Here is a 26,454-nt window from a genome sequence, read left to right on the forward strand (position 1 = left end):
CCTAACGGCTGCCGGCCGTCACCTTCCCCGGGTCCGGGTCCGGGTCCGGACCCGGGTCCGGACCCGGCTTCGGCTTCGGCTTCGGTTCCGTCCCGGCGGGGGCGGGGGCCGCGGCCGGTGCCGTGGCCGGCGGCGCGGCCGCCGCGGTGGCCGACTCGCCCTCGCTCAGCCCGAACCGGTCATGCAGCCGGCGCAGCGGACCGGGTGCCCACCAGGTGGCCCGCCCGGTCAGCTTCATCACGGCCGGGACGAGCAGGCTGCGCACGACCATCGCGTCCATCAGCACTGCCAGGGCGATGCCCAGCCCGAGCATCTTGGTGTTGGTGACCCGCGAGGTGCCGATGGCCACCATCACCACCGCCAGGATCACGGCCGCCGCGGTGATCAGTCCGCCGGTGCGGGCCAGCCCGGTCCGCACCGCCCCCTCGTGGTCGCCGGTGCGGTCGTACTCCTCCTTGATGCGGGATATGAGGAACACCCCGTAGTCCATGGAGAGTCCGAAGGCGATACAGAACATCAGCACCGGCAGGGTGGTCTCGATGTCTCCGGTGGCGGTGAAGGAGAGCAGGCCCGAGAGGTTGCCGTCCTGGAAGACCCACACCACCGCGCCGAACATCGCGGTCAGGCTCAGCGCGTTGAGCAGCACCGCCTGGAGGGGTATGAGCACACTCCCGGTGAGCAGGAAGACCAGGACGAGGGTCGCGACCACGATCAGCGCCAGGGCCCGGGGCAGCTGCTCGGCTATCGCGTCCTGCGCGTCGACCAGTTGCGCCGCCTGCCCGGTCACCGCCGTGCGGAACGGGGCGTCCACCGCGCGCACCTCGCCGACCAGGTCCTGGGCCCGCTGACCCACGGCCTCGCCCTCGCCGAGGACGCTGAAGTACGCGTACGTCCCCGGCTGCCGCGCGGTCACCGGGCCGTCGACGCGGACCACGCCGTCCAGCGCCCGGAGCCGGTCGCGGTACGCGCCGTACTCCGCCTCGGTCGCCGGGCCCTCGGCGAGCACCACCAGGGCGGCACCGGGGCTGCCGGGGAAGCCGTCCCGGATCTGCTGCTGGACCACATGCGACTCTGCCGTGCTCGGCAGCTGCCGGTCGTCGACCGTGCCGAACTTCACCCCGAGGAAGGGCAGTCCGAGCAGCAGCAGACCGGCCGTCGTGGCCACGGCGAACAGCGGGGCCCGGCGCATCACCAGCGTCGCCGAGCGCGCCCAGCCCCGCCCGGGCTCCACCGCGCCGGTCCGCTCGCCCCCGGCGACCGCCCCCTCGGCCGGCCGTCCGCCCCGCCGCCACAGCCGCCGCAGGTCCAGCGCGTCGACCCGGTCCCCGAGGAGCACCAGCGCGGCCGGGAGCAGGATCAGCGCCGCGGCCGCCGCGATCAGGACGACCGCCATCCCGGCGTACGCGAAGGAGCGCAGGAAGTACATCGGGAAGAAGAGCATCGCCGAGAGCGCGACCGCGACGGTGAGCGCCGAGAAGAGCACGGTGCGCCCGGCGGTGCGCAGGGTGATCCCGACCGCCGTCACCGGATCCCGCCCGGCGGCGCTCTCCTCGCGGAAGCGGCGCACGATGAACAGCGCGTAGTCGATGGCGAGACCGAGCCCCAGGGCGGTGGTGAGGTTCTGGGCGAACACCGAGACGTCGGTGAACTCGGTGAGCACGCGCAGCACCGCGTTGGTGCCGAGGATCGCGACGATGCCGACGCCGAGCGGCAGCAGGGCCGCCACCGCGCTGCCGAAGACGAGGACGAGCAGCACCAGGGTGACCGGCAGGGCGATCAGCTCGGCCCGCAGCAGGTCCTCCTGGATGGTGGTGGTCACCTCGCGCTGTACGGCGACGGGCCCGCCGAGGGAGACCGTCACCGGTCCCTGCGTGCCCCGGTAGGCGGGGGCTATCCGGTCGAGCACCTCGGCGGTGGTCTTCTCGTCGCCCAGCACCCGGGCGGTGATCAGTGCCTGGTGCCCGTCCTCGGAGCGGAGCGCGGGCAGGCGGGTGCGCCAGTACGACCCCGCGGCGGTGATCCCCGGCTCGGTGCCGAGCGCGGCGGTGAGCCGCTCCGCCTCGGCGGCGACGGCGGGGTCGTCCACGTCGGCCCGGCCGGCGTCGACGAGCAGCAGCAGGTTGGGCTGGGAGTCCGGGAACTCCCGCTCCAGGGCCTCGGCGGCGAGCGTGGACCGGGCGTCGGGATCCTCCCAGCCGCCGCCGGCCATCCGGTCGGCGACACCGCCTCCCGCGAACACGGCCAGGGCCGTGACGACCAGGGCGAGCAGCAGCGACAGCCGCGGCCGGGCGGTGACGAGACGGGCCCAGCGACCCCCCGGTGGCTTGATGTCCAGCGTCTTCTTGACTGCGGGCATGGCGCAGTGTCCCCCTATGACCGGCATGGCCCTCTAGACTGGCAAATACGAGCTACTGCTCGCGTTTCTCAAGAATGCGAGTGGTTCCTCGTGTTTGTCAATCACCCACAGGACCCAAGGGGTTGAAGTGCAGTCGGAGACGACCGACCAGCCGGAGCGCGAGCCGGAACCGGAGCGCACGACGGAGCAGCAGGCCGAGCGGGCGACCGGGCGGAAGACGGCGAAGGCGGTGAAGACCGCGAAGACCGCGAAGACGGCCGCCGCGCCGCGCCGCCGCCAGGCCCGCGGCGAGCGCCGGATCGAGCAGCTCCTGAGCGCCGCGGCGGGCGTGTTCTGCCGCAGCGGATACGCCGCCTCCAGCACCAACGCGATCGCGCGCGAGGCCGGCGTGTCACCCGGCACGCTGTACCAGTTCTTCCCGAACAAGGAGGCCATCGCCATCGAGCTGGGCGGCCAGCTGCTGCGGCGCGCCCACGAGATGCACGGCCAGGTCTTCCTTCCGGAGAACCTCGACAAGCCGCTCCCGGAGCTGATCGACGCCGTCCTCGACCCGGTGATCGCCTTCAACTGCGAGAACCCGGCCTTCTGGGCCCTCATGCACGGCTCCGGCATTCCCGGCATCACCCAGGAGCACGACGAGCTGCACGCCGGCCTGGTGTCCCGTATCGAGGTGATCCTGCGCCGCTTCCGCCCGGACGCCGGGCCGGCCGAGCTCACCCGGGTCTCCCTCATGATCCTGGGGATCTTCAAGTCGTCCCTGGACCTGATCCTGGCCAGCGAGGGGGCCGAGCGCGACGCGTACGCCGCCGAACTGAAGACGGTCCTGCGGCTCTACATGGAGCCCGCGCCCACCACGACCCCCCTGGCGCCCGGCCACGCTCGCATCCATACCCCCTAGGGGTATATAGTCGGGAGTGGCGGGAGGACGGTGGCCCGGCAGGTGTCCCCTGCGCGCCCCGCCCCGACGCCGACCGGACACTTTCCCGAAGAGGAGAACGAGATGACCGCCGAGACGGAATCCCAGACCACCACCGTCTACCGGGTGACCGGCATGACCTGCGGGCACTGCGAGGGCGCGGTGACCGCCGAGCTCGCGGAGCTGCCCGGCGTCAGCTCGGTCAAGGCCGTCGCCGCCACCGGCGAGGTCACGGTGGTCTCCGCGCACCCGCTCACCGAGGCCGACGTCCGCGCCGCGGTGGACGAGGCGGGCTACGAGCTCGCCGGCCAGGCGTAGCACCGGCACCCGCCCCCTCCTCGCCCGCCGGGCCGCACCCGGCCAGCCGCCGCTGGTCCCGTACGGCCCGGCCCACCCCGACGGAACGTGACATGAGCAGCAGCACAGTGCACGACGGCGGACCCATAGCTGCCGAGGTAGAACTGACGATCGGCGGGATGACCTGCGCCTCCTGCGCGGCCCGCATCGAGAAGAAGCTCAACCGGATGGACGGGGTCACCGCCTCGGTGAACTACGCCACCGAGAAGGCGAAGGTGTCCTACGCCGGCGGCGTCGAGGTCGCCGACCTCATCGCCACCGTCGTCCGCACCGGCTACACCGCCGCGGAACCCCCGCCCCCGGCCCCCGCCCCCGAGCCCGGCCCGGAGCGGGAGCCGCAGGCCGGCGGCCGGGCCGCCGCGGCCGGGCGCGACCCCGAACTGGCCGCGCTGCGCGAACGGCTGCTGGTCAGCGCCGTGCTCGCGGCCCCCGTCGTCCTGCTCGCGATGATCCCCGCCCTGCAGTTCGACAACTGGCAGTGGCTCTCGCTCACCCTCGCCGCCCCCGTCGTCGTCTGGGGCGGCCTGCCCTTCCACCGGGCCGCGTGGACCAACGCCCGGCACGGCGCCGCCACCATGGACACCCTGGTCTCGGTCGGCACCCTGGCCGCGTTCGGGTGGTCCCTGTGGGCGCTGTTCTTCGGCCACGCCGGCATGGCCGGCATGCGGCACGGCTTCGACCTCACCACCCGGCGCGGCGACGGCTCCTCCGCCCTCTACCTCGAAGTCGCCGCCGGCGTCGTCACCTTCCTCCTGCTCGGCCGCTACCTGGAGGCCCGGGCCAAGCGGAAGGCGGGCGCCGCGCTGCGGGCGCTGCTGGAACTGGGCGCCAAGGACGTGACCGTCCTGCGGGCCGGCGCCGAGGTGCGGATCCCGGTCTCCGCGCTGGCCGTCGGCGACCGCTTCGTCGTACGCCCCGGCGAGAAGATCGCCACCGACGGCACGGTCGTCCAGGGCAGTTCCGCCGTCGACGCCGCCATGCTGACCGGCGAGTCCGTACCCGTCGACGTCACCGCCGGGGACACCGTCACCGGCGCCACCGTCAACACGTCCGGACGGCTGGTCGTCGAGGCCACCCGGGTCGGTGCCGACACCCAGCTCGCGCGGATGGCCCAGCTGGTCGAGGACGCCCAGAACGGCAAGGCCGAGGCCCAGCGGCTCGCCGACCGGATCTCCGCCGTCTTCGTCCCCGTCGTCCTGCTCCTGGCCCTGGGCACCTGGGTGGTCTGGCTGCTGGCCACCGACGACGCCACCGCCGCCTTCACCGCCGCCGTGGCCGTCCTGATCATCGCCTGCCCCTGCGCCCTGGGGCTGGCCACACCGACCGCGCTGATGGTCGGCACCGGGCGCGGCGCCCAGCTGGGCATCCTGATCAAGGGCCCGGAGGTACTGGAGTCCACCCGGCGCGTGGACACCGTCGTCCTCGACAAGACCGGTACGGTCACCACCGGCCGGATGACCCTCGCCGGTGTCCACCCCGTACCGGGCGTGACCGAGGCCGAACTGCTGCGCCTGGCGGGCTCCCTGGAGCACGCCTCCGAGCACCCCGTCGCCCGCGCGGTGGCCGCCGGCGCCGCCGAGCGGGTCGGCGCCCTGCCGGTCCCCGAGGGCTTCGAGAACGTCCCCGGCCTCGGCGTCCGCGGCCATGTCGACGGGCACACCGTCCTGGTGGGCCGCGAACGGCTGCTGACGGACGCGGGGATCGCCCTTCCCGAGGACCTGACGGCCTCTCTGAAGGCCGCCGAGACCTCCGGCGCCACGGCGGTCCTGGCCGCCTGGGACGGCACGGCACGCGGGCTGCTGACGGTCGCCGACGCGGTCAAGGAGACCAGCGCCGAGGCGGTGGCCCGGCTGCGCGCCCTCGGCCTCACCCCGGTCCTGCTCACGGGCGACAACCGGGCCGTGGCCGAGACCGTGGCGCGCGAGGTCGGCATCGACGAGGTGATCGCCGAGGTGCTCCCGCAGGACAAGGTGGCCGTCGTACGCCGCCTGCAGGAGCAGGGCCGTACGGTCGCCATGGTCGGCGACGGGGTCAACGACGCGGCGGCGCTGGCGCGGGCCGATCTGGGGCTGGCCATGGGCACCGGCACGGACGCCGCCATCGAGGCGGGCGACCTGACCCTGGTCCGCGGCGACCTGCGGGTCGCGGCGGACGCGATCCGGCTCTCCCGGCGGACCCTGGCCACCATCAAGGGCAACCTGTTCTGGGCCTTCGGATACAACGTGGCGGCGCTGCCCCTGGCGGCCGCCGGACTGCTCAACCCGATGATCGCTGGGGCGGCGATGGCCTTCTCATCGGTGTTCGTCGTGACGAACAGCCTGCGGTTGAGGTCGTTCCGGTAGGGGTTCACCTTCTCTATCCATCCACATCTCCTTCACAGGAGACGCAGATCACAGTGATGGGAACGTAACCATCCGGGGCCGGTATGGGTCTAATGGGTCGATGCCAGGAAGTCTTGGGGGACGTCTGGCACCGCAGGCCGGGGCACGTGCCCGAGGGGAAGCTTTGAGCGGCCTTCCCGATCCGTACGGGTCCCGGCAGACACCGACGCCCTGGTCCGGGTCCCGTGGGGGGAATCCGTTCCGGGGAAAGGAAAGCGCCCCGTCCGTCGACCCGTGGGGGGATCGACGGCGGGGCGCTTTTCGCTGGCCTCAGCCGCTCAGCGGGGCTCGACCGGGACGGATCAGCGGGCCTCTACGGGCACGAAGTCGCGCAGGACCTCGCCGGTGTAGATCTGGCGCGGACGGCCGATGCGGGAACCCGGCTCCTTGATCATCTCGTGCCACTGGGCGATCCAGCCGGGCAGCCGGCCGAGCGCGAAGAGCACGGTGAACATCTCGGTGGGGAAGCCCATGGCCCGGTAGATCAGGCCGGTGTAGAAGTCCACGTTCGGGTAGAGGTTGCGCTCGACGAAGTAGTCGTCGGCCAGCGCGTGCTCCTCCAGCTTGAGCGCGATGTCCAGCAGCTCGTCGCTCTTGCCGAGCTGCGAGAGGACGTCGTGCGCCGCCGCCTTGATGATCTTCGCCCGGGGGTCGAAGCTCTTGTAGACGCGGTGCCCGAAGCCCATCAGGCGGACGCCGTCCTCCTTGTTCTTCACCTTGCGGATGAAGGAGTCGACGTCGCCGCCGGTGGCCTGGATGCCCTCGAGCATCTCCAGCACCGACTGGTTGGCGCCACCGTGCAGCGGGCCCCACAGGGCGCTGATGCCGGCGGAGATCGAGGCGAACATGTTCGCCTGCGAGGAACCGACCAGACGCACGGTGGAGGTCGAGCAGTTCTGCTCGTGGTCCGCGTGCAGGATCAGCAGCTTGTCGAGCGCGGAGACGACCACCGGGTCGAGCTCGTACTCCTGGGCCGGCACGGAGAAGGTCATGCGCAGGAAGTTCTCGACGTAGCCGAGGTCGTTGCGCGGGTAGACCACCGGGTGGCCGACCGACTTCTTGTACGCGTACGCGGCGATCGTCGGGAGCTTGGCCAGCAGCCGGATCGTCGAGAGGTGGCGCTGCTTCTCGTCGAACGGGTTGTGGCTGTCCTGGTAGAACGTCGACAGCGCGCTGACCACGGAGGACAGCATCGCCATCGGGTGCGCGTCGCGCGGGAAGCCGTCGTAGAAGCGCTTGACGTCCTCGTGCAGCAGCGTGTGCTGGGTGATCTCGTTGCGGAACGACGCGAGCTGGTCGACGGTCGGCAGCTCCCCGTTGATCAGCAGGTACGCGACCTCGATGAAGGTCGAGCGCTCCGCCAGCTGCTCGATCGGGTAACCGCGGTAGCGCAGGATGCCCTGCTCACCGTCGAGGTAGGTAATGGCGGACTTGTAGGCCGCGGTGTTCCCGTAGCCGCTGTCCAGGGTGACCAGACCGGTCTGGGCCCGCAGCTTCGCGATGTCGAAGCCCTTGTCGCCTACGGTGCTCTCGACCACCGGGTAGGTGTATTCACCGTCCGCGTACCGGAGTACTACAGAGTTGTCGCTCACGTCATCCCTCACCGACGTAGTGCCTCTTCTTCGAGGTGCCCTGACTGCCTCTACCTTCCCCCATTTGGCGCAGGAGAGTGCACTCGGGGTCGGCCTTTGGTTCTTCTGACGGCACTGAGTGCCGCCAACCTGCTCATCCTGCCCCCTCCGCACCGGTGCAGGAACCCAAAATGATCGATCATCTAGGTGATGTTTCCCACCGGTATGCGGCCGGAGAGCCTGGCCGCGACCGCCGTGTGCCTCCTGCCTGCGGAAACGGTACGCACCGCCTGACCGAGTGCCTTGCGGGACCCGACCAGCACGACCAGTTTCTTCGCCCTGGTCACGGCGGTGTAGAGCAGATTCCGCTGGAGCATCATCCAAGCCCCGGTGGTGACCGGGATCACTACCGCCGGGTATTCACTCCCCTGGGAACGGTGGATGGTGACGGCGTACGCGTGCGCCAGCTCGTCGAGCTCCGCGAAGTCGTAGCCGATCTCCTCGTCCTCCTCCGTACGCACCGTCAGGCGCTGTTCGACCAGGTCGAGACCGGTGACCACGCCCACGGTGCCGTTGAAGACACCATTGGCACCCTTGTCATAGTTGTTACGGATCTGGGTGACCTTGTCCCCCACCCTGAACACCCGGCCGCCGAACCGCTTCTCGGGCAGGTCCGGCCGGGCCGGGGTGATGGCCTGCTGGAGCAGCCCGTTGAGATTTCCGGCACCGGCCGGCCCGCGGTGCATGGGGGCGAGCACCTGGACGTCCCGGCGCGGGTCGAGGCCGAATCTGGCCGGAATACGCCGGGCGGCGACGTCCACGGCGAGCCGGCCGGCCGCCTCGGTGTCCTCCTCGGGGAAGAGGAAGAAGTCCGGCAGGCCGTCCGTGATCGGCGGCACCCCGGTGTTGATCCGGTGGGCGTTGGTGACCACGCCGGACTGCTGCGCCTGCCGGAAGATCCGGGTGAGCCGGACGGCGGGCACCGGCCCGCCCTCGGCCAGCAGGTCCCGCAGCACCTCCCCGGCACCGACCGACGGCAGCTGGTCCACGTCCCCGACCAGCAGCAGGTGGGCGCCCGGTGCCACCGCTTTGACCAGCTTGTTCGCCAGCAGCAGGTCGAGCATCGAGGCCTCGTCGACGACCACCAGGTCGGCGTCGAGCGGCCGGTCGCGGTCGTACGCCGCGTCCCCGCCCGGTTTGAGCTCCAGCAGCCGGTGCACGGTGGACGCCTCGGCACCCGTCAGCTCCGCGAGCCGCTTGGCGGCCCGGCCGGTGGGCGCGGCGAGCACCACCTTGGCCTTCTTGGCCCGCGCGAGCTCCACGATGGAGCGCACCGTGAAGGACTTGCCGCAGCCCGGACCGCCGGTCAGGACCGCCACCTTGCGGGTCAGCGCCAGCCGCACCGCGTCCCGCTGCTCGCGGGCGAGGTCGGCCCCGGTCCGGCCGGCCAGCCAGGTCAGCGCCTTGTCCCAGTCCACGTCCTGGAAGGACGGCAGCCGGTCCTCCTCGGCGTGCAGCAGCCGCCGCAGCTGTCCCGTCAGGGACAGCTCGGCCCGGTGGAAGGGCACCAGGTAGACGGCCGTGACCGGATCGCCGCCGTCGGGGTCGGGCACCTGCTCGCGCACGACCCCCTCCGGGTCGGCGGCGAGCTCCGCCAGGCATTCGATGACCAGGCCCGTGTCCACCTGGAGCAGTTTGACCCCGTCGGCGATGAGCCGCTCCTCGGGCAGGTAGCAGTGCCCCTGGTCGGTGGACTGCGACAGCGCGTACTGCAGCCCGGCCTTGACCCGTTCGGGGCTGTCGTGCGGGATGCCGACGGCCTGGGCGATCCGGTCGGCGGTCAGGAAGCCGATGCCCCACACGTCGGCGGCGAGCCGGTAGGGCTGGTTCCTGACCACCGAGATGGAGGCGTCGGCGTACTTCTTGTAGATGCGCACGGCGATGGAGGTGGAGACGCCGACGCCCTGGAGGAAGACCATGACCTCCTTGATGGCCTTCTGCTCCTCCCAGGCGGCCCCGATCAGCTTGGTGCGCTTGGGGCCCAGGCCCGGCACCTCGACCAGCCGCTTGGGCTCGCTCTCGATGACGTCGAGGGTGTCGGTGCCGAAGTGCTCCACGATGCGGTCGGCGATCCGCGGGCCGATGCCCTTGATCAGTCCCGAGCCGAGGTAGCGGCGGATGCCCTGGATCGTGGCCGGCAGCACCGTCGTGTAGTTCTCGCACATGAACTGGCGGCCGTACTGCGGGTGGGAGCCCCAGCGGCCCTGCATGCGCAGCGATTCGCCGGGCTGCGCGCCGAGCAGCGAGCCGACGACCGTCAGGAGATCGCCGGCGCCGCGGCCGGTGTCGACGCGCGCGACGGTGTAGCCGCTCTCCTCATTGGCGTAGGTGATCCGCTCCAGGACCCCTTCGACCACCGCGAGACTGACTGTGCCTTCCAAGGACATGCCCCGACGTTACCGTCGTGCTCCGACAGCCGGTCGGCCCTGTGGACAACTCCGCGAAACGGGCGCGGGAGCACGATGAAGGGGGCCCGGCCTCGCAGCCGGACCCCCTCACGGTTACCCCTCCCTCGTCGGACTTCCCGATCCCCCCAGATCCCCTCCCGGAAGTACCGACGCCCCATACGACCCGCGACCCCCGCGGACGGTTGCACGCCGGAGCCGGACTTTATCTTTCTGTTACCAAAGCGGAGTCCGAGGTGCCGACACACCTCCCGGGCCTTAGCGTTCCGGGCATGAGCGAATCCTCCTTCCAGGACGACGTGCTGGGCGAACTCGGCGACGACAGGCTGGGCGAGATCGCCTCGCTCCTGGGCACCGACGAAGCCGGTGCCCGCGACACCGTCGCCACCACCGTCGGCGCCATGGCCGGCGGCCTCCAGCAGAAGGCCGACGCCGACGACGCCGACGGCGAAGAGGTCCGTCAGGCCCTCTCGGCGGCGGCCGAGCCGCCCCCGCAGGGAATCGCCACGCTCGGCGGCGGGCTGCTGGGCGGCGGGCTGCTCGCCGGGGTGCTCGCCAAGGTGAGCAAGCCCGTGGCCACGGCCGTCGCGAAGAAGACCGGCATCCCCGCGCCCACCGTCTCCCGCGTGATCGAGATGGTGATCCCGGTGGTGCTGGCCGTCGTCGCCAAGCGCGCGGCCGCCCGCAAGACGGGCGCCGCCGCCCCGGGGACCCAGGGCGGCCCGGGTGCCCAGAACGGCCAGGGCGGCCAGGGCGGCCAGGGCGGTCTGGGCGACCTGCTGGGCGACATCCTCGGCGGCGCCAGGAAATAGCCCCCCGAAGCCAACCCCCCACCGGCGGCGGGAAGTCGGCGGTACGGGTGCCGGGACCGCCCGCGGTCGGCCTACACTGCGGCCATGGCGGGCCTGGAGAACGTACGACTGCGCGATCCCGAGCCGGGCGGCCTGGGCTGGATCGTCCAGCGCCACGGCGCCCTGTACGCCGCCGAGTACGGCTGGAACACCGACTTCGAGGGCCTGGTGGCCCGGGTCGTCGCCGACTTCGCACAGGACCACGACCCGTACCTGGAACGCGTGTGGATCGCCGAGCTCGACGGCCGGCCGGTCGGCTCGGTGATGTGCGTACGCGAGGAGGGCGCGCCGGGCACCGCCCGGCTGCGGCTGCTGCTGGTCGAGCCGGAGGTCCGGGGCCTGGGCATCGGCGCCCTCCTCGTGGACGCGGTGGTGGAGTTCGCCCGCTCCGTCGGCTACCGCGAACTGGTGCTGTGGACCAACGACGTGCTGGAGTCCGCCCGCGCGGTCTACCAGCGGGCCGGGTTCATCCTGGTCGCCGAGCGGCAGCACCGCTCGTTCGGAGCGAGCCTGACCGGGCAGGACTGGCGGCTCCCGCTCCAGGAGGACTCACCGCGCTGACCGGGCCGCCCCCGTCGGCCGTACGGGCGCCGCGCGCCGGTGCCAGCGAGGTCACCGCGACCCCGCCGACCAGCAGCACGGCCGCCACCCAGCGCAGCCCCGAGACCTGCTCCCCCAGCAGCAGCGCCGCCGAGGACATCCCGAAGACCGGCACCAGCAGGCTGAACGGCGCCACCGAGGACGCCGGGTAACGGCGCAGCAGATAACCCCAGGCCGCGAAGCCGAACACGGTGGAGACCCAGGCGACGTAGCCGATGACGGCCGCCCCCGACCAGTCCAGGGCGCGCAGCGCGGCCAGGTCCCGCTCGGGGCCCTCCAGCACCAGCGAGAGCAGCAGCAGCGGCACCACCGGCACCGTGCACACCCACACCATGAAGTTGAGCGCGTCGGGCGGGGCGGCCTTGCGGGTCAGCACGTTGGACACGCCCCAGCAGGCGGCGGCCGCGACCACCAGGGCGAAGCCGAGCACCGGCCCGGACGCGCCGCCGTCCACGGCGGCCACCGCGATCCCGGCGAGCGCCAGCGCCATGCCCGCCAGCCGGACCGGACCGGGGCGCTCGCGCAGCGCCCACGCCGCGAACAGGGCCGTGAAGACGGCCTGGACCTGGAGCACCAGCGAGGACAGTCCGGCCGGCATGCCTGCGGCCATGCCGGTGAACAGCAGTCCGAACTTGGCGACCCCGAGGGCGAGCCCCACCCCGATGATCCACTTCCAGGCCACCTTGGGCCGTCCGACGAAGAACACCGCGGGCAGGGCCGCGACCAGGAAGCGCAGGGCGGACAGCAGCAGCGGCGGGAAGTGGTCGAGCCCGATCTCGATGACGACGAAGTTGACGCCCCAGACGGCGGCGACGAGAACGGCGAGTGCGGTGTGTGCGGGACGCATGCTCCGAGCATCGGCCCGCCGACCATGTAGCACCAGCGCGGATCTCTTCCGTGTTGGATGAAGCGGTGCTTACGATTGGGCCATGCTCGACCTGTCCCGGCTGCGCGCTCTGCACGCCGTCGCCGTCCACGGTTCGGTCGCGGGCGCGGCGGCCGCCCTCGGCTACACCCCCTCGGCCGTCTCCCAGCAGATCGCCAAGCTGGAACGCGAGACCCGCACCACGTTGCTGGAGCGGCGCGGGCGCGGGGTCCAGCTCACCGAGGAGGCCCGCCACCTCGCCGGGGCCGCCCAGGAGTTGCTGGCGATCGTGGAGCGGGCCGAGACCACCCTGGAGGAGCGGCGCGGGCGGCCCAGCGGGCTGCTGACGGTGGCCGCGTTCGCCTCCGCCGCCCGCGGACTGCTGCCCGGCGTCCTGGCGGAGCTGGCCCGCGAGCACCCCGCGCTGGACGTCCGGCTGACCGAGGTGGACCCGCACCTGTCGGTGGACCTCGTGGCCAAGGGCGTCACCGACCTCGCCGTCGCCCACGACTGGGACATCGCCCCGCTGCCGGCCCCCGAGGGCATCGAACAGGCCGTCATCGGCGACGACCTGTGCGACCTCCTGGTCCCCGCCGGGCACCCCTTCACCGCCCGGCCGGTCGTCCGCCGCGCGGACCTGGGCGGCCAGCGCTGGGTGTGCCAGCCGCCCGGGCGGGTCTGCCACGACTGGCTGATGCGCACCCTGCGCGCCGCCGGCCACGAACCCGACATCGCGCACGTCGCCGAGGAGAACCACACGATCGTCGCCCTGGTCGCGGCCGGGCTCGGGGTGGCGGTCGTACCGCGGCTGGGCACCGGCGCGCTGCCGCCGGGGGTGACCGCCGTACGCCTCGAACCGGCGCCCGTACGCCGCCTGTACGCCCTGTGGCGCACCGGCGCCGCCCGCCGGCCGGCGATCACCGAGGCCGTCCGTATCCTCCGGGCGCACTGGCCGCAGCCTCGTACGGGGGACCCGGCGAGTGTCCCCGGAGCCGCGGCGGGCGGCGCGCAGTAGCGTGCCCGGATGCCGACTCCCGCATCCCGCCGCACCCTGCTGACCGCGGCCGCCGTGGCCGCCGTATCGGCCGTCGGCGCCTCCGCCGCGGCCCTGCGGCACCATGTGCACGGCTCCGCGCACCCCCCGGACGCGCGGTCCCGCACCCGGGACCTGGTGGCCCGGATGAGCCTGGAGGAGAAGGTCGGGCAGCTCTTCGTCAGCCGGGTGTACGGGCATGCGGCGACCGCTCCGGACCCGGCCGACGCGCAGTCGAACCTGACCCACTTCGGGGTCCGCACGGCCGCCGAGCTCATCGGCCGCTACCACCTCGGCGGGATCATCTACTTCGCCTGGGCCCACAACACCCGCTCCCCGCTCCAGATCGCCGAGCTGTCCAACGGGCTCCAGCGGGCGGCCGCGAGCGCCGGCGCCGGGATCCCGCTGCTGCTCTCCACCGACCAGGAGCACGGGATCATCGCCCGGATCGGCAAGCCGGCCACCCTGTTCCCCGGCGCGATGGCGCTGGGCGCGCAGGCCCGCGGCGCCGGGTCCACGGCCGCCGCCGGCCGGGCCGCGCGGATCGCGGGCGCGGAGCTGGCGGCCATGGGCATCCGGCAGGACTACGCGCCGGTCGCCGACGTGAACGTGAACCCGGCGAACCCCGTGATCGGCGTCCGGTCCTTCGGCTCCGACCCGCGGGCCGTCGCCGCGCTGGTGGCGGCCCAGGTGGCGGGCTATCAGGGGGCCGGGATCGCCGCCACGGCCAAGCACTTCCCCGGGCACGGGGACACCGAGACCGACAGCCACGTCGGGCTGCCGGTGATGCGGCACAGCCGCGCGCAGTGGGAGGAGCTGGACGAGCCGCCCTTCCGGGCGGCGGTCGAGGCGGGCGTCGACGTCGTCATGACCGCCCACATGGTCGTCCCCGCGCTGGATCCGTCCGGGGACCCCGCCACCCTGTCGCGGCCGGTCATCACGGGCGTGCTGCGCGAACGGCTGGGCTTCCGCGGGGTGGTGGTCACCGACGCGCTCGACATGGCCGGCGTACGCCAGAAGTACGGGGACGACCGGGTGCCGGTGCTGGCGCTGCTGGCCGGCTGCGACCAGCTGCTGAACCCGCCGGACCTGCCGCTGGCGTACCGCAGCGTGCTGGCGGCGGTGCGGTCGGGGGAGCTGACGGAGCGGCGGATCGAGGAATCGGTGACGCGGATCCTGCTGCTGAAGGCCCGCCGGGGCCTGTTCGAGGACGCCTCCACGACGGCGGAACGGGTCGCGGCCACCGTCGGGACCCCGCAGCACCTGGCCGCCGCCGACGAGATCGCGGCCGGCACCACCACCGTGCTGGCCAACCCGCTGGGGCTGCTGCCGCTGGACCCGTCCGGGAGCCCGAAGCTGCTGGTCACCGGAGCCGACCCGGTCTCCCCCAGCGGCACGACGGGGCCGCCGACGGCCGTCCTGGCCCGGGAACTCGCGGCACTGGGCTGCGCGGCGACGGCCGTGCCGCCGGGCCGGGCGGTGGCCGCGGCGCCGGACTGCGAGGCGGTGCTCGTGTGCACGTACAACGTCCCGGAGGGCGCGAGTCCGCAGCGCACGCTGGTGGCGGACCTGGTCGCGACCGGCGTCCCGGTGGTGGTCGTGGCCGTGCGCAACCCGTACGACCCGGCCCGGCTGCCGGTGTGCGCGGCCGAGGTGGCGACGTACGCCTGGACGGACGTGGAGATGCGGGCGGCGGCCCGGGTCCTGACGGGCACGGTCCGCCCCACGGGCCGCCTCCCCGTCCCGGTCCCGGGGCGCTACGCGCTGGACCACGGCCTGGACTACTGAGCGGCCTCGGCCGGGCTCCAGGACGGTCTCACCGCCCTGCTGCAAGGCGGGCCCCGCCGGGCCCCCGTCGCCGTGCGCGGCGCGCGGGGGCCCGGGGGGGGCAGGAACGCCGGGACTACGGCCGCAGTTGCCGCTCCTGCCTGAGGTCCTGCTGGTCCAGGACGGCGTCCGGCGCCGCCAGCGGCGCCGCCCCGGCCGGGTCCAGCCGGGCGGCCGCCGGGGCGACCCCCGCCCACTGCTGGATCTTCGCGGTGGCCAGTGCCCTCTCGCCCTCCATCAGCCTGGCGACGTTCGCCCCGTGGTTGGCGCCCGGCGCGGTCATCACGTAGCTGTCGCGGGCGTTGTAGCCGATCCGGAACGGCTCGGCGCCCCACGGGTCGTTCTGCCCGTACACGAACAGCATCCGGTCGGCGTTGTCACGGACCCACCGGTCCACGTCGGCCATGGCCCACGGCTGGAAGGTCATGGGGATGTCGCGGGGCACGAAGTTGCGCGGCGGCTGGTAGCCGTAGCGGCTCAGGTCGCCCAGGTGCGGCTGCTTGATGTCGGGCGCGCCGAGCTGGGTGCCCGCCTGGTAGTAGTACGGCGTGTACGTCGCGAGCCCCTGGTCGGTGTAGGCGGAGAAGCCGGAGATCGCGTCGACCGAGTCCCAGATCTGCTGGTCGGTCGCGGTCGCGGCGACCGGGATCGAACCGCAGTCGGCGACCAGGCTGTACTGCCAGAAGGCCCACACGTAGTCCAGGACGACCGCCTCGTAGGCCCTGTCCAGGTCGCCGACGGTGGTGAAGGTGTAGCCATTGTCGGCCGCGTAGGCCGCGTACCTGGCCTCCAGCGGTTCACGGCGCACCAGCGCCTCGCGCTGCACCGCGTTCAGCTTGTCGCGGCACTCCTTGGTGCCGACCTTCTTGAAGAACCGGTCGTACGCCGAGTCCTCCTGGTTGACGACGTCGTTGGGCGCGACGTACGCGACGACCCCGTCCATGTCGTCCGGGTAGAAGCGCTCGTAGTAGGTGGCCGTCATGCCGCCCTTGCTGCCGCCGGTGGCCAGCCAGTTCGCGGGGTAGATCTGCTTCAGGGCGGTGAAGAGGCGGTGCTGGTCGCTGGCGGCCTGCCAGATGTCGAGGTGGGCCCAGTTGGCCGGATCGGGCCGCGAGGGCGTGAAGAACCGGTACTCCAGGGACACCTGGTTGCCGTCGACGATGGTCGTCGGCTCGCTGCGGCGCGGGTTGGTGTTGACGTTGTAGCCGGAGGTGAAGAACACCGTGGGCCGGGACGTGTCCTTGTGCAGCAGGGTGAGCCGCTGCCGGAAGGTGCCCTTCCACGGCTGCCGGTGGTCGACCGGCTGCTCGTAGTTCAGTACGAAGAACCGGTAGCCGGTGTACGGCTTCTCCTCGATCAGGCTCATCCCCGGAACGGCGAGGATCTGGTCCTTGATGTCCGGGCCGGCGGCGGGACCGGCGGCGGTAGCCGCCTGTGCCGACGCACCTGCCGCGCCCATGGTGCCGATGAGCACCACGAGCGCCAGCAGCCATCTGAACGCCTTGCGCATGCACCCTCCCCTGGAGTTCACTGCGGTCGCCGTGAACCTAGCGGTGCCAACACGCTGGTGAACAGAGGAAGTTGGGCCGGAAATCGGCCACACAACCGGTCAGGGGCGCCCTGCGGGGATCAGCACAGGACCCAGCCCGAGGAGACCGGCTCCGCCCCCACGTGCCCCCGCACGAACACGCAGCGGCTGATCGCGTGCACGGTGACGGGGCCCGCGAACCGCCCGACGGGGCGCCGGCGGCCGTCCGCGCGGAACCCGGCCGAGGCCTGGACGGGCACGCCACCGCGCGGCTGGATGCTCACGCCCAGCTGGCCGCGCGGGAGCGGCCGGTGCGCAATCGTCACTGCACAGGCGTGGGTCCGGGTCTTGTACAGCCGCACCTCACCGGCGGAGACGGTCATGGTGTGCACCAGCCGGCCCTCGCAGCCGCGGCGCGCGGCCTGGGCCGACGGTGCCGTCAGCAGGCCCACCAGGGCCAGGGCCAGGCCGGCCGCGCACACCCCGAGGAACCGGCCCGCGCGCCGGCCGGGCCGCCGACCAGCCCACCGGCCCGCCCATCGGTCCGCCCATCGGTCCGCCCATCGGCCCGCCCGCCGGCCCGCCCTCCCGCACCTGTGCACCACGATTCCCCCGCTGTCGGTCGTACGAACACCGTCGTACGTACGTCCGTACGACGCGCCAGTCCCCGGGAAGGTTGCGTTCCGCGACGGCCGCCGGGTGCCACCGGCCCCGCCCGGGATTCCGCCGGGGGGGGGCGGGCCGGGTCAGGCCGCCGCCCGCTCGTCCTCGCCGACGAACGTGCGCCACAGCTCGGCGTACCGGCCGCCCCGGGCCAGCAGCTCGGCGTGCGTGCCGTCCTCGACGACCCGGCCGCGGTCCATGACCACGACCCGGTCGGCGCGGGCGGCGGTGGTCAGCCGGTGCGCGACGACGAGGGTGGTGCGCTTGCCCACGAGCCGCTCGGTGGCCTGGGTCACCTGGGCCTCGGTGGCCAGGTCCAGGGCGGCGGTGGCCTCGTCGAGCAGCAGCACGTCCGGGTCGACGAGCTCGGCGCGGGCCAGCGCGATCAGCTGGCGCTGGCCGGCCGAGAGGTTGCGGCCGCGCTCGGTGACGGCGTGCAGGTAACCGCCGTCGAGGGTGGCGATCATGTCGTGGGCGCCGACCGCGCGGGCGGCCGCCTCCACCTCCGCGTCGCTCGCGCCGGGGCGCCCGTACGCGATGGCGTCGCGCACCGTCCCCGGGAAGAGGTACGCCTCCTGGGGGACGACGCCCAGCCGGTGGCGGTACCCCGTCAGGTCCAGTTCGCGCAGGTCGGTGCCGTCGGCGGTGACCCGGCCGGCGGTGGGGTCGTAGAACCGGGCGACCAGCTTGACCAGGGTGGACTTGCCCGCTCCGGTCTCGCCGACGAAGGCGACGGTCTGGCCCGCCGGTATCCGCAGGTCGATGCCGGCCAGCGCCTCGCCCTTCTCCCCGCGTTCGGCGGCGGTGCCGTACGCGAAGTGGACGTCCTCGAAGGCGATCTCGCCGCGCAGTGCGCCGGCCTCGCGGGGACGGGCCGCCGGCGGGGTGCTGGTCGGCTCGCGCAGCAGGTCCTGGATGCGGCCGAGGGAGACGGTGGCCTGCTGGTAGCCGTCGAAGACCTGGGAGAGCTGCTGGACGGGCGCGAAGAACAGGTCGATGTAGAGCAGGTACGCCACCAGCGCGCCGGTGGTCAGCGTGCCCGCCTCGACCCGGCCCGCGCCGACGACGAGCACGGCGGCCGCGGCGAGGGAGGACAGCAGCTGGACGAAGGGGAAGTAGACCGAGATCAGCCACTGGCCGCGCACGCGGGCCTCGCGGTACGAGGAGCTGCGCGCCGCGAACCGCTCGGCGCCGGAGCGCTCGCGCCGGAAGGCCTGGACGATGCGCAGGCCCGCGACGGACTCCTGGAGGTCGGCGTTGACCACGCTGACGCGGTCGCGCGCCAGTTCGTACGCGGCGACGGACTTGCGGCGGAACACGATCGTGCCGATGACCAGCACGGGCAGGGTCGCGAAAACGATCAGCGCGAGCTCGACGTCGAGGACGAGCAGCGCGACGAGGATGCCGAGGAAGGTGAAAACGGAGACGACGGCGGTGACCAGACCGGTCTGGAGGAAGGTCGACAAGGAGTCCACGTCCGTGGTCATCCGAGTCATGATCTTGCCGGTCAGTTCGCGCTCGTAGTAGTCGAGTCCGAGCCGCTGGAGCTGGGCGAAGATCTTCACGCGCAGGGCGTAGAGCACGCGCTCGCCGGTGCGGCCGGTCATGCGGGTCTCGGCGAACTGCGCCGCCCACTGGGCGACGACCACGGCCAGCGCGAGGCCGGCCGCGACCCAGACCGCGGCGAGCAGGCCGCGCTCCACGCCCTGGTCGATGCCGTTGCGGATCAGGATCGGCAGCAGCAGCCCGGCGGCCGCGTCGACCGCGACCAGGCCGAGGCTGATGGCGAGCGGGGCCCAGAAGCCGCGCAGGAGGTGGCGCAGCGTGTAGTTCTTCTCGGCGGCCGCGGCCCGGTCCTCGTCGACGTCGGGGGTGTCGGTGGCGGGCGGCAGCGCGGCCACCTGGGCCAGGAGTTCGGGGGTGGCTGGCATGCCGGCCACCGCGCCGGCCATGGAGGGCGGCCCGCCCGCGGGGGCGCCGGTGCCGGCGGCGGGGGCCAGGACCGTGTCCTGTTCCTGGCGCCGCCACAGCTCGGGGGTGACGCCGTCGACGGCCCGGCGCTTGGCGCTGACCGGCTCGGAGTCGATCTCGGCCTCGATCTCCATGTCCCGTTCGAGGTCGCGTTCGCGGTCGAGCTCCCGGTCGAGCTCGCGGTCGAGCTCGGCGAGGGCCTCGGCGTCCGCCTCGGGCAGCCGGGGCGAGCCCGAGGCCAGCGCGTCGGGGTCGGTCAGCAGCCGCCGGAAGAGCGCGGAGCCGCGCTCCAGCTCCTCGTACGTACCGACGGCGGCGAGCCGGCCGTGTTCGAGGACGGCAATCCGGTCGGCGAGGGCCAGGGTGGAGCGGCGGTGGGCGATCAGCAGGGTGGTCCGCCCGGCCATCACCGATCGCAGGGCCTCGTGGATCTCGTGCTCGACGCGGGCGTCGACGGCGGAGGTGGCGTCGTCGAGGAGCAGCAGCCGGGGGTCGGTGAGGATGGCGCGGGCGAGCGCGATGCGCTGGCGCTGACCGCCGGAGAGGGTGAGGCCGTGCTCGCCGACCTTGGTGTCGTAGCCGGCGGGCAGGGCCTCGATGAAGCCCTCGGCCTGGGCGGCGCGGGCGGCGGCGCGGATCTCCTCCTCGGTGGCGCCGGGGCGGCCGTAGGCGATGTTGGCGCGTATGGACTCGGAGAAGAGGAACGAATCCTCCGGTACGAGTCCGATGGCCGCGCGCAGCGAGTCGAAGGTCAGCTCGCGCACGTCGTGGCCGCCGACGCGGACGGTGCCGCCGGTGGCGTCGTAGAAGCGGGGCAGGAGGAGGGAGACGGTGGACTTGCCGCTGCCGGAGGCGCCGACGACGGCGACGGTCTCGCCGGGCGCGATGCTCAGGCTGAAGCCGTCGAGGACCGGCCGGGCGGGGTCGTAGCCGAAGGAGACGTCGTCGAACTCGACGGTGGCGGGCGCGTCGGCCGGCAGCTCGGTGGTGCCCTCCTCGATCACCGGTTCGGTGTCGATGAGCTCCAGCACGCGCTCGACGCCGGCACGGGCCTGCTGGCCGACGGTGAGGACCATGGCGAGCATGCGCACCGGGCCGACGAGCTGCGCGAGGTACGTCGAGAAGGCGACGAACGTGCCGAGGGTGACCCGGCCGTTGGCGGCCATCCAGCCGCCGAGGGCGAGCATGGCGACCTGGGCGAGGGCCGGTACGGCCTGGAGGGCGGGGGTGTAGCGGGAGTTCAGCCGGATGGTGCGCATCCGGCCGGCGAAGAGCCGGCGGCCGGTCTCGCGGAGCTTGCCGGTCTCCTGCTCCTCCTGGCCGAAGCCCTTGACCACGCGGACGCCGGTGACGGCTCCGTCGACGACGGTCGCGACGGCGGCGGCCTGGCCCTGCGCGTACCAGGTGGCGGGGAAGAGCTTGATCCGGCTGCGCTGGGCGATGAACCACAGGGCCGGGGCCATGAGGAGGGCGACCAGCGTCAGCAGCGGCGACAGCCACAGCATGATGCCCAGCGAGATGCCGAAGAGCAGGAAGTTCCCGATGGTCATCGGGAGCATGAAGAGCAGGCCCTGGATGAGCTGGAGGTCGCTGGTGGCGCGGCCGACGACCTGGCCGGTGGACAGCTCGTCCTGGCGGCGGCCGTCGAGGCGGGCGACGGTGTCGTACATCTCGGTGCGCAGGTCGTGCTGCACGTCGAGGGCGAGGCGTCCGCCGTAGTACCGGCGTATGTACGTCAGCACGTACACGGCCGCCGCCGCGCCTATGAGCAGGCCGGCCCAGACCGCCATGCTCTTCGAGTGGTCCCCGATGACATCGTCGATGATCACCTTGGTGACCAGCGGCACGAGGGCCATGACGGCCATCCCGCCGAGCGACGACCCGAGCGCGAGCAGCACGTTGGCCTTGTACCGCCAGGCGTAGCCCGCGAGCCTCCTGGCCCAGCCCTGTTTCCCGCCCGTCTTCGCCCCAGCCGCAGCCACGTGGGCCTCCCCGTCCGTCTGTGTCGTCCGTGCGTCCTGCCGGAAGCCCCAACGCTCCGACCGGCGGTTTTCATCCCGCTGACACAATCGAACGATTTGCCGTCCCTCCGGGCGAGCGGCGGGCGGCCGTCTGGGTACGCCACCTCACCGCGTCTGAGTACGCGGCCGGATCCGGGCCGGGCGCCCGCGTGCGAGAGTGCTCGCGAGGGGGAGCCGGGGGGCTCCCCGGCGACGTGGGGGGACACGTGGACCTGTTCGACGGCGAACTGGGCGGCCGCGACGAACCGGGCGCGGGCCCGGGAGGCGGCTGTTCCTGGTTCTCGGTGGTCATCGTGGGAATCTTCGTACTGCTGGCGGTGCTGGTCCACCAGTTCTGGAACTGGGTGGGCGACCTGTTCTAGCGGGCCTCGAAGTCGTACTCCAGGACGTAGGCGGAGGAGTCGAGCACCATCTCGTTGACCTCGACGACGCGGCCGTCCTCGGCGAAGGCGGTCCGGACGACGAGCACGACGGGCGTCCCGGCGCCGAGCCCGAGCCGGGCGGCCTCGTCGGCGTTCGGCATCCGCGACCGCACCTCCTCCCGGAACCGGGCGGGCCCCTGCCCCAGCTCGGCGAGCCGGGCATAGATCCCACCGGGCCCGGTGTCCGGCTCGGTGACGGGCGTCCCGGCGACGAGGGCGGCATCGAGGTAGGAGGTGGCGAGCATGACGGGCTTCCCGTCGAGCAGGAACCGTCGGCGGCGAACGCACGCGGGCGCACCCGGCGCGAGTCCGAGCAGGGCGCCGACCGCATCGGGGACCACCTCTTCGGTCACCGAGACGAGCTCGACCTCGGGGTCGCGGTCCTGGGTGTCCGCGGCCCAGATGGATCGCCCTTCGCCCCACACGTCCGCGGCGAGCCGCTGGATCCCGCGCCGCCGGATGAGCCGGAACTCGCGCACGAAGACCCCGGCCCCCTTGCGGGCCTCGGTCAGTCCCTCGGCCTGGAGGACACCGAGCGCCTGCCGTGCGGTCATCCGTGCGACGTCATACGTGGCCATGAGGTCGTTCTCACCGGGCAGCCGGTCGCCGGGCCCGTACTCGCCTGCCTCGATGGCGGCCTTCAGTGCGGCAGCGATCCGCTGGTACTTGGGCTGCCGTGCGGCGCCATTCCTGGGCATGCGGTCCTCCCTGATCATCTCTAGTCATCCTAGGCACCCCCTCGCCCAGACGCGTTGGCACGCGCGTCCGACCCTTGATGACGGGTGACATCTCTAGAGAAACGCTTGACTGCGACACAGACTGACCGCTTCACTTGACGAACTATCTCTAGAGAGGTGATTCGGCGTGGCGATGTCACAGTGCGACGAGATCTTCTGGCTCATTCCACGCAGTGGTCGCGCTCCGGGCCGGGCCAGGGCCCTCGTGCGCGGACAACTCACCCACTGGGCCGTGGACGAGGACACGGCCGACACGGCCGAGCTGTTGCTCTCCGAGCTGGTCACCAACGCCGTCCGGCACAGCCGCTCCCCGCAGGGGCGGGACCTTGGAGTACGGCTCGCGCGGTACGACGGCGTGCTGCGCGTGGAGGTGGCCGACGCCGGGCCGCTGGTCAAGCTCACGCCGCAGGTGGTGGCCGACTGGGACGAGCGGGGACGGGGGCTCGCGATCGTGGCCGCGCTGGCCGAGCGGTGGGGGCAGTGTCCCCGGCTGCACGGGATCGGGAAGGCCGTCTGGGCCGAGGTCAGAGCGTGACCGGGCTGCCGGGCCTCAGGGTGACGGCCGGCCTACCCAGGCCACCGGTTGGCCCGTGGTGCGGGCGATGGTTTCGAAGTCCTTGTCGCGGTGGAGCAGGGTCAGGCCGCTCAGCTCGGCGGTCGCCGCCACGATCAGGTCCACCGGACCCGCGCTGCGGTGCTCGCCCCGGTCGGTGAGCATCCGCTGGACGGCGCGGGCCCGGTGGTACACGCCGTCGGGGACGGGGGCCCAGTTGAACAGCTCCGCCAGCAGGTCTTCCTTCTCCAGGCGGTCGCCCAGGGAGCGGGCCGAGTAGAGGATCTCCAGCTCGGTGACCTCACAGATGGCCACCACGCCCTCGATCAGGTGCTGGCCGAGGGCCTTGCGGACGGCCGGATCGGTCAGGACGCGGACCACGGCCGACGTGTCGATCAGGTGGGTCACCGGACTCACCGCCGGTAGTTCTCCTTGTCCAGGAGGAGGTCGAAGTCTCCCCGCTCGCCCATCTCGGCGAGCCGCTCCAGCGCCCGGAGGCGACGGTGCCGCTTGGCGACCTCCAGAAGGGCCGCGTTGACCGTGTCCTTCTTGGTCCTGGTGCCCAGTATCGAAGCCGCTTCGGCCAGCGCGTCGTCGTCCACGTCCACGAACAGGTTGGACATATATGCCCCCTAGGGACTGAACCTATGGAACCTATGGACTTCGCAGCATAGCGCGACTACGGCAGGTGGGTCGGGGCGAACATCTTGAGGGTGGCCGGGAGGACGACCACCGAGGGGCCGGGGGTGGTCAGGGCCTTCTTCAGGTCCGCCGTCAGCGACTCGGGCGTGGTCGTGGTCGACGGGATGCCGAAGGACGCGGCCAGGGCCGCGAAGTCCGGGCGGGTGAGATCGGTGCCCGTCGCGCAGCCGTACTCGCGCAGGATGCCGTAGCCGCCGTCGTCCACGATCAGCCAGGTGACGTCCAGGTCGTGCTGGCGGGCGGTGGCCAGTTCGGCGATCGAGTACATCGCGCCGCCGTCGCCCGAGACGGCCAGGACCGGGGTGCCCGGTTCGGCGACGCACGCGCCCAGCGCCGCCGGGAAGGCGTAGCCCAGGCCGCCGGCGCCCTGGGCCGAGTGCATCGTGTTGGGGTGGCGGGCGTCGAAGGCGGACCAGGCCCAGTACGACAGGACCGTCATGTCCCAGAAGGACGGCGAGCGGGCCGGCAGGGCCGCGCGGACCGAGGCCAGCAGGGACCGCTCCAGGGCGACGTCCTGCGTGGCCAGGCGCTCCGCGATCTCCGCGAGGACCGCCGCGACGCGCGCCGGCGCGTCGGGGTCCCGGCGCTCGGCAACCGTCTCCAGCAGGGCCTGGAGCGCCAGACGGGCGTCCGCGTGGATGCCGAGCGCCGCGTGGTTGGACTCCAGCTTGCCGAGGTCGGCCTCGATCTGGACGACCCGGCCCCCGGGGAAGAACGTGTGGTAGTTCGAGGAGAGTTCACCCAGACCGCTGCCGACGACCAGCAGGACGTCCGCGTCCTCCAGGAAGTCGGTCATGTGGCGGTCCTCCAGCCAGGACTGGAGGGAGAGCGGGTGCGTCCAGGGGAAGGCGCCCTTGCCGCCGAAGGTGGTGACCACCGGCGCGTCCAGGCGTTCGGCGAGCTGCCTGAGCTTGCCCGCCGCGTCCGCGCGGACCACGCCACCGCCCGCGATGATCACCGGGCGGGCGGCGTTCTCCAGCCAGTGCGCGGCGAGCGCGGTGAGCTCCGGGCGCGGCGCCAGCTCGTGCGGGGTCGCATCCACCCCCGTGACCTGCGGAATCACGGTCTCGGCGCGGAGCACGTCCTCCGGGATCTCCACCCACACCGGGCCGTGCGGGGCCGTGAGGGCCGACTCCCAGGCCTGCGCGACCGCCGTGGGGATCTGGGACGGCGTACGGGCGACGTGGACGGACTTGACCACGTCGCGGAAGGAGGCGGCCTGGTCGCGCAGCTCGTGCAGGTGGCCGCGCCGGCCACCGCCGAGACCGGCGGTCGGCACCTGGGAGGCGATGGCGAGGACCGGGGCGGAGGCGGCCGCCGCCTCCATCAGGGCCGGCAGGGCGGTCAGGGCGCCCGGGCCGGTGGACAGCAGCAGCGGGGTCGCCTCGCCGGTCATCCGGCCGTACGCGTCGGCGGCGAAGCCCGCGTTGTTCTCGACGCGGAGCCCGACCAGGCGCAGGTCGGAACGGCCGACCGCGTCGAACAGGGCGAGCGCGTGCTGCCCCGGCAGACCGAAGACGGTGGTCGCGCCGAGGCCGCGCAGCGTCTCCACGACCAGGTCCCCGCCCGTACGGCCCGGTGGCGGCGCCAGGGCGGCCGCCGTCTGGGCCTCGGTGGGACGGAGTACCAGGTCGTGGTCGTGCGTCACGTGCGCCTACTCGCCCTTCGGGTTCGCCTTCGCCGCCGCGATCTGGCGGCTCATGATCGTGGTCAGCTCGTACGCGGTGTGCGAGGCCGCGACCGAGGTGATCTCGGCGTGATCGTACGCCGGGGCGACCTCGACCACGTCGGCGGAGACGAGGTTGCAGGAGGAGAGCCCGCGGATGATCTCCAGCAGCTCGCGGGAGGTCATGCCGCCCGCCTCGGGGGTGCCGGTGCCGGGCGCGTGGGCCGGGTCGAGCACGTCGATGTCGATGGAGATGTACAGCGGGCGGTCGCCGATGCGCTGGCGCAGCTGGTCGGCGATCTCGTCGGCGCCGCGGCGGTAGACGTCGGCGGAGGTCACGATGCCGAAGCCCATCTTGGCGTCGTCGTCGAGGTCCTGCTTGCCGTAGAGGGGGCCGCGGGTGCCGACGTGGGAGAGCGCCTCGGTGTCGAGGATGCCCTCCTCGACGGCGCGGCGGAACGGCGTGCCGTGGGTGTACTCGGCGCCGAAGTAGGTGTCCCAGGTGTCCAGGTGCGCGTCGAAGTGGAGGAGCGCGACCGGGCCGTGCTTCTTGGCGACCGAGCGGAGGAGCGGGAGGGCGATGGTGTGGTCGCCACCGAGGGTCATGAGGCGGGAGCCGGCGGAGAGGAGCTCGTCGGCGGCGGCCTCGACCGTCTCGACGGCCTCGTTGATGTTGAAGGGGTTCACGGCGATGTCACCGGCGTCGGCGACCTGCGCGAGGGCGAAGGGGGAGGCGTCCTGCGCGGGGTTGTACGGGCGCAGCAGGCGCGAGGCCTCACGGATGGCGTTGCCGCCGAAGCGGGCGCCGGGGCGGTAGGACACACCGGAGTCGAAGGGCACGCCGACGACGGCGACGTCGGCGGAACCGACCTCGTCGAGGCGGGGCAGCCGCGCGAACGTCGCGGGGCCCGCGTAGCGCGGGATGCGGGAGGAGTCGACCGGTCCGCGCGGCGTCTGCTCGGTGCTCAT

Annotated in this window: 20 protein-coding genes and 1 pseudogene; 9 read left to right on the top strand and 12 right to left on the bottom strand. The window is 72.9% G+C overall.

Annotated features, from left to right (window positions below; genetic code table 11):
• Position 1 precedes the first annotated feature (1 nt).
• Positions 2-2,356, bottom strand: coding sequence for an MMPL family transporter (locus tag ACIPXB_RS17250; RefSeq protein WP_401450275.1), 2,355 nt, complete (start codon positions 2,354-2,356; stop codon positions 2-4).
• 229 nt (positions 2,357-2,585) lie between these two features.
• Here ACIPXB_RS17250 and ACIPXB_RS17255 point away from each other — a divergent pair, with 229 nt between their 5' ends.
• The 3 genes from ACIPXB_RS17255 (at position 2,586) to ACIPXB_RS17265 (ending at position 5,971) form a co-directional block, all read left to right on the top strand.
• The gene (locus ACIPXB_RS17255; RefSeq protein ID WP_401450780.1) at positions 2,586-3,254 is read left to right on the top strand and encodes a TetR/AcrR family transcriptional regulator; all 669 of its coding nucleotides are present in this window, start codon (positions 2,586-2,588) and stop codon (positions 3,252-3,254) included.
• A gap of 102 nt (positions 3,255-3,356) precedes the next feature.
• Entirely contained in the window at positions 3,357-3,590 is a 234-nt protein-coding gene (locus tag ACIPXB_RS17260; protein ID WP_401450278.1) for a heavy-metal-associated domain-containing protein, read from the top strand.
• 92 nt (positions 3,591-3,682) lie between these two features.
• Entirely contained in the window at positions 3,683-5,971 is a 2,289-nt protein-coding gene (locus ACIPXB_RS17265) for a heavy metal translocating P-type ATPase (RefSeq protein WP_401450281.1), read from the top strand.
• 341 nt (positions 5,972-6,312) lie between these two features.
• Here the strand turns inward: ACIPXB_RS17265 and ACIPXB_RS17270 are convergent, their stop codons facing one another.
• Positions 6,313-7,602, bottom strand: a complete 1,290-nt coding sequence (locus ACIPXB_RS17270) for a citrate synthase (RefSeq protein WP_401450783.1) — start codon at positions 7,600-7,602, stop codon at positions 6,313-6,315.
• 182 nt (positions 7,603-7,784) lie between these two features.
• Positions 7,785-10,028 carry an ATP-dependent RecD-like DNA helicase gene (locus tag ACIPXB_RS17275; RefSeq protein WP_401450284.1) on the bottom strand — a complete coding sequence of 748 codons (2,244 nt, stop codon included), beginning with the start codon at positions 10,026-10,028 and terminating at the stop codon, positions 7,785-7,787.
• Positions 10,029-10,318: 290 nt separating this feature from the next.
• On the opposite strand from ACIPXB_RS17275, the gene ACIPXB_RS17280 reads away from it, so the two are divergent.
• Both ACIPXB_RS17280 and ACIPXB_RS17285 read left to right on the top strand, forming a co-directional pair.
• Positions 10,319-10,858: a DUF937 domain-containing protein gene (locus tag ACIPXB_RS17280; RefSeq protein WP_401450286.1), complete on the top strand. Its 540-nt coding sequence runs from the start codon at positions 10,319-10,321 to the stop codon at positions 10,856-10,858.
• A 96-nt stretch (positions 10,859-10,954) separates the two neighbouring features.
• Positions 10,955-11,458: pseudogene (locus tag ACIPXB_RS17285) on the top strand (GNAT family N-acetyltransferase); the annotation flags it as partial.
• Here the strand turns inward: ACIPXB_RS17285 and ACIPXB_RS17290 are convergent.
• Positions 11,364-12,344: an EamA family transporter gene (locus tag ACIPXB_RS17290; RefSeq protein ID WP_401450287.1), complete on the bottom strand. Its 981-nt coding sequence runs from the start codon at positions 12,342-12,344 to the stop codon at positions 11,364-11,366. The pseudogene ACIPXB_RS17285 and the gene ACIPXB_RS17290 sit on opposite strands and share 95 nt — an antisense overlap.
• Positions 12,345-12,426: 82 nt before the next feature.
• Here ACIPXB_RS17290 and ACIPXB_RS17295 point away from each other — a divergent pair, with 82 nt between their 5' ends.
• Together ACIPXB_RS17295 and ACIPXB_RS17300 are read left to right on the top strand one after the other, a co-directional pair.
• Entirely contained in the window at positions 12,427-13,377 is a 951-nt protein-coding gene (locus ACIPXB_RS17295; protein ID WP_401450290.1) for a LysR family transcriptional regulator, read from the top strand.
• A gap of 9 nt (positions 13,378-13,386) precedes the next feature.
• Entirely contained in the window at positions 13,387-15,183 is a 1,797-nt protein-coding gene (locus ACIPXB_RS17300; protein ID WP_401450292.1) for a glycoside hydrolase family 3 protein, read from the top strand.
• A gap of 115 nt (positions 15,184-15,298) precedes the next feature.
• Here the strand turns inward: ACIPXB_RS17300 and ACIPXB_RS17305 are convergent, their stop codons facing one another.
• The 3 genes from ACIPXB_RS17305 to ACIPXB_RS17315 all read right to left on the bottom strand — a co-directional run bounded on the left by ACIPXB_RS17305 (position 15,299) and on the right by ACIPXB_RS17315 (position 21,366).
• Positions 15,299-16,732 (bottom strand): S28 family serine protease, encoded by a 1,434-nt coding sequence (locus ACIPXB_RS17305; protein ID WP_401450295.1) that lies wholly within the window; start codon positions 16,730-16,732, stop codon positions 15,299-15,301.
• A 119-nt stretch (positions 16,733-16,851) separates the two neighbouring features.
• Positions 16,852-17,232 (bottom strand): hypothetical protein, encoded by a 381-nt coding sequence (locus ACIPXB_RS17310; RefSeq protein ID WP_401450297.1) that lies wholly within the window; start codon positions 17,230-17,232, stop codon positions 16,852-16,854.
• 264 nt (positions 17,233-17,496) lie between these two features.
• Positions 17,497-21,366 (bottom strand): ABC transporter ATP-binding protein, encoded by a 3,870-nt coding sequence (locus ACIPXB_RS17315; RefSeq protein ID WP_401450299.1) that lies wholly within the window; start codon positions 21,364-21,366, stop codon positions 17,497-17,499.
• A 245-nt stretch (positions 21,367-21,611) separates the two neighbouring features.
• On the opposite strand from ACIPXB_RS17315, the gene ACIPXB_RS17320 reads away from it, so the two are divergent.
• Positions 21,612-21,767, top strand: a complete 156-nt coding sequence (locus tag ACIPXB_RS17320; RefSeq protein WP_401450302.1) for a hypothetical protein — start codon at positions 21,612-21,614, stop codon at positions 21,765-21,767.
• On the opposite strand, the gene ACIPXB_RS17325 is transcribed toward ACIPXB_RS17320, so the two are convergent.
• Positions 21,764-22,525, bottom strand: coding sequence for a GntR family transcriptional regulator (locus ACIPXB_RS17325; protein WP_401450305.1), 762 nt, complete (start codon positions 22,523-22,525; stop codon positions 21,764-21,766). The genes ACIPXB_RS17320 and ACIPXB_RS17325 overlap by 4 nt on opposite strands.
• Before the next feature lie 172 nt (positions 22,526-22,697).
• Between ACIPXB_RS17325 and ACIPXB_RS17330 the strand changes: the two genes are divergently transcribed.
• Complete coding sequence (locus tag ACIPXB_RS17330) at positions 22,698-23,099, top strand: ATP-binding protein (RefSeq protein ID WP_401450785.1); 402 nt, start codon at positions 22,698-22,700, stop codon at positions 23,097-23,099.
• A gap of 15 nt (positions 23,100-23,114) precedes the next feature.
• Here ACIPXB_RS17330 and ACIPXB_RS17335 read toward each other — a convergent pair whose 3' ends face one another.
• From ACIPXB_RS17335 to speB, 4 genes are read right to left on the bottom strand one after another with little or no spacing between them, the layout of a single operon-like run.
• Positions 23,115-23,534, bottom strand: a complete 420-nt coding sequence (locus ACIPXB_RS17335; protein WP_401450307.1) for a PIN domain nuclease — start codon at positions 23,532-23,534, stop codon at positions 23,115-23,117.
• A complete protein-coding gene (locus tag ACIPXB_RS17340) occupies positions 23,531-23,740 on the bottom strand; it encodes a type II toxin-antitoxin system VapB family antitoxin (RefSeq protein ID WP_401450310.1) in 210 nt (69 codons plus the stop codon). Before ACIPXB_RS17340 ends, ACIPXB_RS17335 begins: the two co-directional genes overlap by 4 nt.
• A gap of 56 nt (positions 23,741-23,796) precedes the next feature.
• Positions 23,797-25,467, bottom strand: a complete 1,671-nt coding sequence (locus ACIPXB_RS17345) for a thiamine pyrophosphate-binding protein (RefSeq protein WP_401450313.1) — start codon at positions 25,465-25,467, stop codon at positions 23,797-23,799.
• 6 nt (positions 25,468-25,473) lie between these two features.
• Complete coding sequence (gene speB / locus ACIPXB_RS17350) at positions 25,474-26,454, bottom strand: agmatinase (protein ID WP_401450316.1); 981 nt, start codon at positions 26,452-26,454, stop codon at positions 25,474-25,476.

This window comes from Streptomyces sp. NPDC090022 (assembly GCF_044748145.1).
GTDB lineage: Bacteria > Actinomycetota > Actinomycetes > Streptomycetales > Streptomycetaceae > Streptomyces.

Coding starts and splice junctions, on each gene's coding strand:
- ACIPXB_RS17305 (WP_401450295.1), bottom strand. CDS start 16,732: ATGCGCAAGGCGTTCAGATGGCTGCTGGCGCTCGTGGTGCTCATCGGC.
- ACIPXB_RS17275 (WP_401450284.1), bottom strand. CDS start 10,028: ATGTCCTTGGAAGGCACAGTCAGTCTCGCGGTGGTCGAAGGGGTCCTG.
- ACIPXB_RS17300 (WP_401450292.1), top strand. CDS start 13,387: ATGCCGACTCCCGCATCCCGCCGCACCCTGCTGACCGCGGCCGCCGTG.
- ACIPXB_RS17280 (WP_401450286.1), top strand. CDS start 10,319: ATGAGCGAATCCTCCTTCCAGGACGACGTGCTGGGCGAACTCGGCGAC.
- speB (WP_401450316.1), bottom strand. CDS start 26,454: ATGAGCACCGAGCAGACGCCGCGCGGACCGGTCGACTCCTCCCGCATC.
- ACIPXB_RS17340 (WP_401450310.1), bottom strand. CDS start 23,740: ATGTCCAACCTGTTCGTGGACGTGGACGACGACGCGCTGGCCGAAGCG.
- ACIPXB_RS17325 (WP_401450305.1), bottom strand. CDS start 22,525: ATGCCCAGGAATGGCGCCGCACGGCAGCCCAAGTACCAGCGGATCGCT.
- ACIPXB_RS17250 (WP_401450275.1), bottom strand. CDS start 2,356: ATGCCCGCAGTCAAGAAGACGCTGGACATCAAGCCACCGGGGGGTCGC.
- ACIPXB_RS17265 (WP_401450281.1), top strand. CDS start 3,683: ATGAGCAGCAGCACAGTGCACGACGGCGGACCCATAGCTGCCGAGGTA.
- ACIPXB_RS17295 (WP_401450290.1), top strand. CDS start 12,427: ATGCTCGACCTGTCCCGGCTGCGCGCTCTGCACGCCGTCGCCGTCCAC.
- ACIPXB_RS17260 (WP_401450278.1), top strand. CDS start 3,357: ATGACCGCCGAGACGGAATCCCAGACCACCACCGTCTACCGGGTGACC.
- ACIPXB_RS17290 (WP_401450287.1), bottom strand. CDS start 12,344: ATGCGTCCCGCACACACCGCACTCGCCGTTCTCGTCGCCGCCGTCTGG.
- ACIPXB_RS17330 (WP_401450785.1), top strand. CDS start 22,698: ATGTCACAGTGCGACGAGATCTTCTGGCTCATTCCACGCAGTGGTCGC.